The sequence below is a fragment of the Nevskia soli genome (assembly GCF_903970205.1).
In the GTDB taxonomy this organism is placed as follows: domain Bacteria; phylum Acidobacteriota; class Terriglobia; order Bryobacterales; family Bryobacteraceae; genus Bog-113.
This window is the reverse complement of record NZ_CAJCHS010000127.1, coordinates 1-9,357: the sequence shown is the minus strand read 5'-3', so window position 1 is coordinate 9,357 and position 9,357 is coordinate 1. Positions and strand designations below refer to the sequence as shown.

Annotated in this window: 12 protein-coding genes; 8 read left to right on the top strand and 4 right to left on the bottom strand. The window is 59.8% G+C overall.

Translation table 11 applies throughout. From position 1 onward, the window contains the following. A partial coding sequence (locus H1Y01_RS05680) for an SUMF1/EgtB/PvdO family nonheme iron enzyme (protein WP_180539360.1) occupies positions 1 to 1,071 on the bottom strand: 1,071 nt, incomplete at its 3' end. Positions 1,072 to 1,269: 198 nt separating this feature from the next. On the opposite strand from H1Y01_RS05680, the gene H1Y01_RS05675 reads away from it, so the two are divergent. Next, entirely contained in the window at positions 1,270 to 2,469 is a 1,200-nt protein-coding gene (locus tag H1Y01_RS05675; RefSeq protein ID WP_219341305.1) for a hypothetical protein, read from the top strand. Between the two features lie 20 nt (positions 2,470 to 2,489). Next, positions 2,490 to 3,032: a class I SAM-dependent methyltransferase gene (locus tag H1Y01_RS05670; protein ID WP_180539356.1), complete on the top strand. Its 543-nt coding sequence runs from the start codon at positions 2,490 to 2,492 to the stop codon at positions 3,030 to 3,032. A 33-nt stretch (positions 3,033 to 3,065) separates the two neighbouring features. Here H1Y01_RS05670 and H1Y01_RS05665 read toward each other — a convergent pair whose 3' ends face one another. The 3 genes from H1Y01_RS05665 to H1Y01_RS05655 all read right to left on the bottom strand — a co-directional run bounded on the left by H1Y01_RS05665 (position 3,066) and on the right by H1Y01_RS05655 (position 5,334). Next, the gene (locus H1Y01_RS05665; protein ID WP_180539354.1) at positions 3,066 to 3,488 is read right to left on the bottom strand and encodes a type II toxin-antitoxin system VapC family toxin; all 423 of its coding nucleotides are present in this window, start codon (positions 3,486 to 3,488) and stop codon (positions 3,066 to 3,068) included. Then, positions 3,485 to 3,751: a FitA-like ribbon-helix-helix domain-containing protein gene (locus H1Y01_RS05660; protein WP_180539352.1), complete on the bottom strand. Its 267-nt coding sequence runs from the start codon at positions 3,749 to 3,751 to the stop codon at positions 3,485 to 3,487. Before H1Y01_RS05660 ends, H1Y01_RS05665 begins: the two co-directional genes overlap by 4 nt. 98 nt (positions 3,752 to 3,849) lie before the next feature. Further along, positions 3,850 to 5,334 carry a Fic family protein gene (locus H1Y01_RS05655; protein WP_180539350.1) on the bottom strand — a complete coding sequence of 495 codons (1,485 nt, stop codon included), beginning with the start codon at positions 5,332 to 5,334 and terminating at the stop codon, positions 3,850 to 3,852. Between the two features lie 110 nt (positions 5,335 to 5,444). On the opposite strand from H1Y01_RS05655, the gene H1Y01_RS05650 reads away from it, so the two are divergent. The 6 genes from H1Y01_RS05650 to H1Y01_RS05625 all read left to right on the top strand — a co-directional run. Beyond that, entirely contained in the window at positions 5,445 to 5,741 is a 297-nt protein-coding gene (locus H1Y01_RS05650) for a DUF6932 family protein (protein WP_180539349.1), read from the top strand. 301 nt (positions 5,742 to 6,042) lie between these two features. Continuing rightward, on the top strand, positions 6,043 to 6,261 hold the full coding sequence (locus H1Y01_RS05645; protein ID WP_180539347.1) for a helix-turn-helix domain-containing protein: 219 nt from the start codon (positions 6,043 to 6,045) through the stop codon (positions 6,259 to 6,261). A gap of 79 nt (positions 6,262 to 6,340) precedes the next feature. Next, positions 6,341 to 7,507, top strand: coding sequence for a 2'-deoxycytidine 5'-triphosphate deaminase (locus H1Y01_RS05640; protein ID WP_219341304.1), 1,167 nt, complete (start codon positions 6,341 to 6,343; stop codon positions 7,505 to 7,507). Then, positions 7,504 to 8,445 (top strand): carbohydrate kinase family protein, encoded by a 942-nt coding sequence (locus H1Y01_RS05635; RefSeq protein ID WP_180539343.1) that lies wholly within the window; start codon positions 7,504 to 7,506, stop codon positions 8,443 to 8,445. Before H1Y01_RS05640 ends, H1Y01_RS05635 begins: the two co-directional genes overlap by 4 nt. Positions 8,446 to 8,454: 9 nt before the next feature. Further along, positions 8,455 to 9,120, top strand: coding sequence for a rhomboid family intramembrane serine protease (locus H1Y01_RS05630; RefSeq protein ID WP_180539341.1), 666 nt, complete (start codon positions 8,455 to 8,457; stop codon positions 9,118 to 9,120). Next, the coding region (locus tag H1Y01_RS05625; RefSeq protein WP_180539339.1) for a PIG-L family deacetylase at positions 9,117 to 9,357 on the top strand (241 nt) is incomplete at its 3' end. The genes H1Y01_RS05630 and H1Y01_RS05625, both read left to right, overlap by 4 nt.

The window sequence follows — 9,357 nt, the reverse complement described above, 5'->3', positions numbered from 1 at the left end:
GAAACCAGGGAACGGACCGAACGGCGTCTGTGTCCACTCCCACCCGTTGCCCATCAGCTGGGCCACGCCGAACGCACTGCGGCCGCCCGCAAACTCCGTCACCGACACCGGGTCCCACATCTGGAAATCGAAATTGCCATTGACGGCCGGATGTCCGGAATCGCTCCCCCACGGATATTCCCGCTCATCACCTTCCGGCGTACCGTAAGCCGCCCGATGATACTGTCCCTCGGTCGGCAAGCCGGCGCCCCGCCACCGCGCGAATTCCAGCGCTTGCTGTTGCGTCACATACACGGGCGCATCCAGCGGAAGCGGGACCGATTCGAACATCCCCCGGTAGAACCACTCTCCGTCGCGCTGCTCCCAGAAGTGCGGCGCCGGCCGGCCGTCCTGAACGAATGGCAGATATTCGCCATTCGTCACTTTGAAGCGCGAAATCTCGAAGGCCGGAACATCCACCGCCATCTCATTGAACTCGTTGTCCCATCCAAATCCCTGCTCCCGATTTCGTCCCAGCGTTGCGCGGCCGGCCGGAATCGAGATCAAGCGCTGATCCACGAGGACGGGGCGAGATTCCGGTTCTATCAACCCTGCCGGTTTCCGCTTCCGCTCGTGCCCGATGTTATGCAGCTGATAGGCCAGCGTCTCGGCATGCATCCACCGATGTTCCACCGCCGTCTGCCGCAGCTCTGCGGGAGCCTCATCCCAAAGCCCGTCGATTCTCTCGCGCACTCTCGCGACATACTTCTGCGTCTGGTCGAGAGACGGCCAGTCCGCCGGCTGATCGGCAGGCAGCTGCCCCGGCTCGGGATCGATTCCGCGCTCAAATAGCGTATCGAGCGTTTTGTCGGCATGCGGCGCATTCAATCCGGAGCGCGCGACCTGGTTCCAATCGAACGCGTCCACATGGCCCAAATAGAAGATCAGGCGATGCCGCTGCGGCAGCGGTCGATAGTAAATATCTTCGTCGCTGACCAGTTTGAAGAGCCGGTCTGTTTCAGCCCGTGAGGCTTCGAGTTCCGCTCGCAGCCGCCCCTCGCCGTTCACTATCGAATTTGAAAGATCACTCATTCGTCACCGTGACTGAAAAATCCTTGTTGAAACGCTGTAGAAGTTCGTTAGCAAACAAACACCCAATGTAGGAGGCTTGCATCCGGAGCGCGGGTCGGGTAACGTGACTGGTACAAGCCTGAAGTACATGGGCGAATGGGGACCGGGGAAATGTTCAAAGTCGTTGGGGGTCAGGTAGGGTGCGGGAAATGCCGCGCGATGCCGCTCGCCGTCCTGGTTTTGGCGAGTCATGTCCATGCTCAGTCCGTTGTTCATAGTTCTGGCTTCACCAATCGCGTGAACCTGCTTTCCGGTGACAGCACCATCTTAGATGCTAAGGAACGCCGAAAGGATCTCCCCTGTACCGTAACCCCCGGAAAACCGGAACTCGGGTTCGATCTCAAATTCCACGTCGGCTACGACGTTTCCATTCCCATGAAAGATTTGAACGGCGGCGAAGACTTGCTGACGATGGTCTTTCGTGTGACTCCCGAATCGCATCCGGACGATCCCGTGTATCTGACGCAGCGCATCGGCGTTCCGAAGATCGATCCGAAAGCGTCCGGCGACGCGCTGCTTAGCGGCAGTTTTGTCGTGGGTGAAGGAAAGTACCAGGTCGACTGGCTGATGCGCGATCGCGCTGAGCGCGTTTGCAGCGATTACTGGACATCCGCCGCCACGTTGTCGAACAAAGAACGCGCCGTCAAGCTGGCCGTGACGCCGGCTGCCGTGGAGGAGCTGGATTCCGAGCCCTTCCGCACCGAACCGCCCGTTGCGCGCGATCCGAACGTCGGCCTCAACGTCAAAGTCCTCGTAAACTTCGCACCGCAGCGCTTTCTGGCTTCGTCGATGCAGCCTTTGGACACCGCGGCTTTGGTCTCCATCCTGCGCAATATTTCGCGCGAACCGCGAATCCGGAAATTTACTCTGGTCGCGTTCAATATGCAGGAGCAGCGCGTTGTCTACCGGCAGGAGCAGGCGGATCAGATCGACTTCCCGAAACTCGGCGAAAGCCTCAACTCCGTCAAGCTCGGCACGGTCCATGTGAGCCAACTCGAACAGAAACACTCGGATTGCGAATTCCTCTCGCAGCTCATCAGCAGTGAAATGGCCCATGATCATCCGGATGCCGTGGTTTTCGCCGGCCCCAAGGTAATGATGGAAACCGGCGTCCCCTCCGACCTCGTCAAAAGCTTGAGTGAAGACGTGAGCTACCCGGTGTTTTACATGAATTACAATCTGACGCCCAACGAAGTTCCCTGGCGGGACGCGATCGGAAACGTGGTAAAACGGCTGCGTGGCTACGAATACACCATCTCGCAGCCGCATGAACTGTGGAATGCGTGGACGGATATAATGTCACATATCGTAACGCTAAAACAGACCCGAACGTCTACCTCACCTGTAGCGACACGATAGGCTACGTGCCAACACATTTCATGCGGCTTCTTCAGATCACCTCGCTTGCGCTCCTGGGCGCCGTTGCCTTCGCCCAGCAGTTCAAGAACCCGAACAACCTCGGGCCGGACATGCCGACGCCGCAGCCCGTCGTTGAGATGATGCTGAAGGCCGCGAAAGTAAAGCCCGGAGAGGTCGTTTACGACCTGGGCTGTGGCGATGGCCGCATTGTGATCACCGCCGCTCAGGAGTACGATGCGAAAGGGGTCGGCATTGAGATGTCGCGCGACATCTTCGATAAGACCGAAGCGCGCGTCAAGAGCCTTGGCCTTCAAGATAAGGTTCAAATCATTCATGGCAACGCGCTGCACGTCGATCTAAGCCCCGCCGACGTCGTCACCCTCTATCTGCTCACCAGCTCGAATGAGCGCCTGAAACCTTCGCTAGCCAAACTGCACCCCGGAGCCCGCGTGGTGTCCCACGACTTCCAGATCCGCGGCTGGGTTCCGACGTCGGTTCAGAAAGTGACGGTGATGGGGATGGTCCACACCGTGTATCTTTACGAGATCAAGCCCAAGGGGTAGAGCGCGTTTATCAGGTAGCGCGTTTACTCTTTGTCAACCGCGGCAGGGAACGATGTATTCATCCCGAAACAGCGCGCGGAATCCTTCCTGCTCGAAGTGCCGGTCGTTGGTGAGGGCTTCGGTTAGCCCTACGGTTCGCATCGTCTCCATGGGGATGCAATCGGTCAGACTGTAGCCTTTGTCGGGACGGCTGCGGTACAACGCAAGGCCGCCCAGAAAAGACGCGTGGGTCTGCGGAATGACGCGGACGGACGTGTCGGTGAGCATGGACCCCACGTTGGTTGCCGCCCGCCGGCGCGGATATTCCGGTGCGGCACAAAAGAACGTGAGGTACTTGGTGAGCACTTCTTCGGTCGTGACAACATCGTCCGTGACTGGATGCGCGCGTCTATAAGCCGCGTCTCCCGGAAGCGTGAGCGCAATCCAGTAGAAGGTATCGGCGAAAACCGCCTTCACGGGTTTCGCTTGGGCAACCCGTAGATATAGTGATCGTGCTCGCTGGCGCCGTCCGCCGGCATCGCGGCAAGGATTTCAGGGGGAACGTCGCGCATGTTCTCCGCGATCACTTCGGAGATGTGGCGGCGGCGTGGTCCGGCCGCCTCGAGATCATGTTCCAGCACTTGCCGGGCGTACTGCTCGGCTGAGATGCCTTGTGTCCGTGCCTTGGCCACAAGGGCGGCCTGCTGTTCGTCTGGAAGCTCGATAACTAATGTAGTCATAGCCAGACTCCTTCCGTGATAGTAGCAGCCCGGAAAAGAACCTTCGAACGCTTTCTGAGGCGAGAAAGCGGAATACACCAAAAGCGCACCGTCGAGCTTTACGCGAGAAGCTCCGGCGCCGGAAGGACGAGGCGAATCCCCGCCGCTTCGGCTTCATTCGGGTCCGCGAATGCATGCGTTTGTTCCAGAATCACGCGCGCGGCGTGCAACTCGTGGAAATCAATCGCTGCCGTATAACGCTGCGCGAAGTCGATCACGCGCACCAGAGCTCCGGTGAGCTTGTTCTGCGATAGCGCCTTCAAAGCCATCAGATAATTGTTGCGGTAGACAGTGGGAATAATGATCCGGCTTTCTCCCGCGGCCACGAGTTCGGCATTCATCATGATGCGGGCGACGCGCCCATTACCATCAGCGAAGGGGTGAACTTCAGAAATCAGAAACATCATGAAGATCGCCCGGTGCAGCGGGCTCGTGAGGCCTCGATAGATTTCAAAGCCCTTGTCGAGGGTGCCTTGCAGGAGTTCAGGAGCGACAAACAGAGTCGAACCGGCACGATTCGGTTCGGTCTTAAATTGACCCGGTCGCTTATCCGGACGCCCTCCCATAATGGCGGCATGACGGCTTTTTAGAAGTTCCGCCAGTTGCTCGAAGCTTCGGGCGACGCGAGACATTTCGCTCTCGTCAGAAACGACTCTCCAGGTACCCAGTACATCGTGGGCGTCTTCCGGGCGGGATTTTGGAATCAGACCCCGGAAAACAATATCCTCCGCTTCGTCAACCGCGAATTCGGTTCCCTCTATGAAGTTCGAAAAATAGGCTTCGAAGAACGGCAGCGCGGGACCGTTAGTCGGCCGTGCCAGGCGCACCGATGGGGCGGTTCCCGAAAGCTCGGTGAAGAGGCGCTGAAAAAGATCGAGGCGTTCTGGATCGTAAGGTCTCCCTGAGGCCCGAGCCGTTGCGGTGGGCGAGTGTAAGGGCGCGTTTCGAGTGCCGAGCAACGTACCGATGAGGTTATCGAGACGCCGATACTCTGCCTGGAGACCCAATGATTTCGAGATTTCATGAGCATCATCGCGAAGGCGATTGAGCTCGCCTTCGCCACTGCGACGGAGTATTTCATCGAGGCGCTCTTCGATATCACGTCGCGGGAGCGTTCGGGCAACCCCGGCGCGGCTCCGCGACGGGCGCATGTTTTCCAGAAATGCCCGTGCGGGCGAGGCAATACGAAGACCGCTTATGAACGGCCGATCGGTATCTAACGGCGGAGGTCCGCTACGAGGGCGCAGGGTGGCGCCCGGCAGAACGATGTCGCGCTTGTGATCCGCAATTAGAAACACGGACCCATCCGGCGCCGGCCGATTCTCCAACGCGGTTCGATCGGCGATGAGGGCGCCGGGGAGATATGACGCCACCAGCGGCCAGAGGCTTCGTTGCACCAGTCTTTCTGCCGGCTCCTTTAGGTTGCGTGTGTAGAGCCGGGAGCCCAGTTTGCGGAGATGTCCGAGCTTCACTTCTCGCGAGACGGCGGCAGCGATCTCGGCATTCGAGACGAATACCTCGGGCATGGTTGAGAAATCGGGCATTCACCTGACCGGTAAGGACAGATTAGCAAGATTTTGGGGTTTAAGAGCGGGCGTTCGGTAGTTTTCGGGGTTTAACGGTCCGGTCGCAGGGCTCTGGAACCTGGATAATTGTGCAGGAGATTCAATCACGATTCGGTTTTAGCGCGCGTCGGCTGCACTTGCTTGGCGGTCTTCGCCTAGCCTTGAGAGCATTAAAATCAGCGGGGTGCGGCATCGTGTACATCGACGGCAGCTTCGTGACGGCTGAGCGCGAACCGGGCGACTACGATGCTTGCTGGGACATCGACGGAGTGAATGTCGAAGCTTTAGATTCAGTTTTCCTCGATTTTTCCAACGGCAGATCAGCGCAGAAGCGCACGTATTTCGGCCCATTTTTTCCCGCCCAGATGACCGAAGGCGCAAGCTGAAGAGTGTTTTTGGACTTCTTCCAGACGGATAAAGAGACCGGACAATCAAAAGGAATTGTGGCGTTGAATCTTCAGGAGGCAGATTTGTGATCAAGAATGAGCGGCAGCGTCGCATCACCAGAGCGCACGCCGAAAAATTCAGAGACGCGCTGCACGAGTTGGCCGCGACGCCTCGGCCGAAGAACGTTCCTATGAAGCTGTGGGAGGCGCAAACGGCTGGGCTGAAGAGCCAATTGCAAGACCTCGAAGCAGAACTTCAGGAGTACGAGACGTTGAAGACCGGCGGCCGTAAAATCTCGAGATGGATTCCCTCGAAGGACTGCCGAAGGTACTGATTCAAGCGCGCATCGCCGCGGGATGGACGCAGGAGGATTCGGCGGCACGGTTGGGTGTGAAGCCGCAACAAATCCAGCGGTACGAGGCCAGCGACTATCAGACCGCGAGCTTTGCACGGCTTCGCGAGAGTGCACGCTTGCTGGGTCTGCAGGTTCGCGAAACCATTGAATTCGTCCGGAGTTGAAGGAGCGACATGGCTTTCGCGTGTGCCCGGTCAACTCATGCGCGCGAGGTCCCTGGAACAGGCGCGTTATCATTCCCCTTTGAATCAGCTTCCTCAGACCCTCTTCCCCGATCTGAATTTACCTTCCCAAGCACAGCACCCCACCGGAATCCTGCCCTCTCAGCGACTGCGCGACTTAGTTTCCAACGGGCAAATCATCGCCGCCCGGCCCATCGCGCCCGAGCAGATCCAGCCGTCCAGCATCGATCTGCGCCTGGGCAGCGTCGCCTACCGCGTGCGCGCCAGTTTTCTCCCCAATGAACATTCCACCGTGGGCCGCAAACTCGACGCCCACACGCTCGAAGAGATTTCGCTCGCTCAACCCGCCGCTTTCGAGCGCGGACAAGTCTACGTCGTCCCGCTAGAGGAGGAGCTGAATCTGCCGGCCCACATTTCCGGCAAAGCCAACCCCAAAAGCACCACCGGGCGCCTCGATGTCTTCACGCGCCTCCTAACCGATTACGGCCGGGAATTCGACGTTGTAGCCGCCGGCTATAAAGGAAAGCTCTACGCCGAGATCGTCCCCGGAACCTTCCGCGTGGTGGTCCGCCAGGGCGACCGGCTAAGTCAATTGCGTCTGTCCCGCGGCGTGCCTGCTGAAACCGACGAGAACCTCAGCGAGCTCGATCAGCAGTTCCAGTTGGTCTTCAATGAGCACGACGTGCCCGGCTCCGCATCCATCGGCGGCGGTCTGCGCTTCTCGGTCGATCTCACCGGCACGCACGGCGGACAGGCCGTCGGATACCGCGCGCGCCGCGACGCCCCGGAGATCGATTTCGCCCGCATCGCCCACTACGACCCACGCGATTTCTGGGACCCGATCTATCCCACGGAGCGCCGCGACCTGGTGCTGAATCCGGAAGAGTTCTACATCCTCGCATCGCGCGAGAAAGTTCGTATTCCGCCCCAGTTCGCCGCTGAGATGGTCCCCTACGACCCCTCGGTCGGCGAGTTCCGCATCCACTACGCAGGCTTCTTCGATCCCGGATTTGGATATGGCACCGACGATATCAAAGGCACTCGCGCGGTCCTCGAAGTCCGCTCGCACGAAGTCCCATTTCTCCTCGAAGACGGTCAATACGTGGGCCGCCTGCTCTTCGAGCGCCTGATGGACATCCCGGACAAACTCTACGGGCAGGGAATCGGCTCGTCCTATCAACAGCAAGGGCTCGCGCTCAGCAAGCACTTCCGCCCCTTCCCGCAATGACCCAGAAGCCCTTCGATGTCGTCGGCGTCGGATTAAACGCGACGGACACCATGCTCGTCGTCCCCCGCTTCCCCGCGTATGGCGGCAAAGTCCCGTTCATCAAAGAGATCGTCAGTCCCGGCGGACAGGTCGCGAGCGCTATGGTCACCTGCGCCAGGCTTGGCCTGCGCGCGCGCTACATCGGAACGGTGGGCGACGACGAACGCGGCGAAATTCAGATGGGATCGCTCGAAGTGTCCGGCGTCGACCTAACCTTCGTCCAGCGCCGCCGCAACTGCGCCAACCAATCGGCGTACATCGTGATTGATCAATCCACCGGCGAGCGCACCGTCTTCTGGAGCCGCCCCGATTGCCTCGCCATCTCACCTGAAGAAATCACGCCGGACCAGATTGTCTGCGCGCGCATGCTCCACATCGATGGCCACGACACGCGCGCCGTCGAGCACGCCGCCCGCATCGCTCGAGACCACCAAATCCCCGTGACCGTCGATGTCGATACCATCTACCCCGGCTTCGATCGCGTTCTGCCGCTGGTCGACTACCTCGTCGCCAGCAGCGAATTCCCCGGCCGCTGGACGCGTATCGAAGATCCTCATAAAGCCCTCGAAGCTCTCGCCCGCGAGTACAAGATGCGCGTGGCCGCGATGACGCTGGGCGCCCACGGCTCTCTCGCCCTGGCCGACGGAAAGTTCTACTACTCGCCCGGATATGTCGTCCAATGCCTCGATACCACCGGCGCGGGGGACGTGTTTCATGGCGCCTTTTGTTACGCTGAATTGAACGGCATGGCCCTGCAGGACGCACTCGATTTCTCGAACGCCATGGCGGCCCTGAACTGCACCGCAATCGGCGCGCGCGGTGCCATCAAAGATGCAGCGGCGGCGCGTAGCCTCATGGCCACAGCCCCGCGGAACGTGCTCCCCGACTTCGCCCGCTAGCGAACTTTCATGTTTCCGATCCAGGACGATCAACCCAAATTCTCGCCGTCCGTAGTGACGACGATGTTGATCGTCGCCAACGCGCTCGTCTTCCTGTTCGAAATCTCGCTCGACGAATACTCACGCAACGCGCTGATCATGCGGTACGGCCTGATACCCGCGCATTTCGAAGCGAGCGCGCTGCTCACCTGCATGTTTCTGCATGCCGGATGGGCCCACATCATCGGCAACATGCTGTTCCTCTGGGCCTTCGGCCGCAGCCTTGAAGACCGCATGGGCCACGTGAAGTATCTGATCTTCTATCTGGTCTGCGGTATAGTCGCGGGTCTGACTCACTGCTTCTTCAATGCCGATTCGCAGCTGCCCACCATCGGAGCCAGCGGCGCAATCGCCGGTGTGATGGGCGCCTACTTCGTCCGCTTCCCGCGCGCCCGCATCGACACCATCGTCTTCTTCTTCTTCATCGCGCGCATCCAGATTCCCGCACTCTTCATGCTTGGTTATTGGTTCCTCACCCAGTTACTCAGCGGAGTCGGGAGCCTGACTTACTCGCACCAATCCGTGTCCGGAACCGCCTGGTTCGCGCACATTGGCGGCTTCGTCTCGGGAATTGTCCTGGTGTACCTACTGGGCGCCGGCAGTCCGCAATATCAACAGCGCCGGGTAAGTTGGTGACGACGCCTCTGGACGTCTTAGCCATCGCCGCCCATCCGGACGATGTGGAGCAAACCTGCGGCGGAACCCTGCTTCGCATGGCCGATGCCGGCTATCGCACCGGGATCCTCGACTTAACCGCGGGCGACATGGGCACTCGCGGCTCACCCGCGATTCGCGTCGCCGAATCGCAGGATGCCGCCCGCATTCTCCGCTGCGACTGGCGCGACAACCTGCACTTCCCCGACGCGCGCCTTG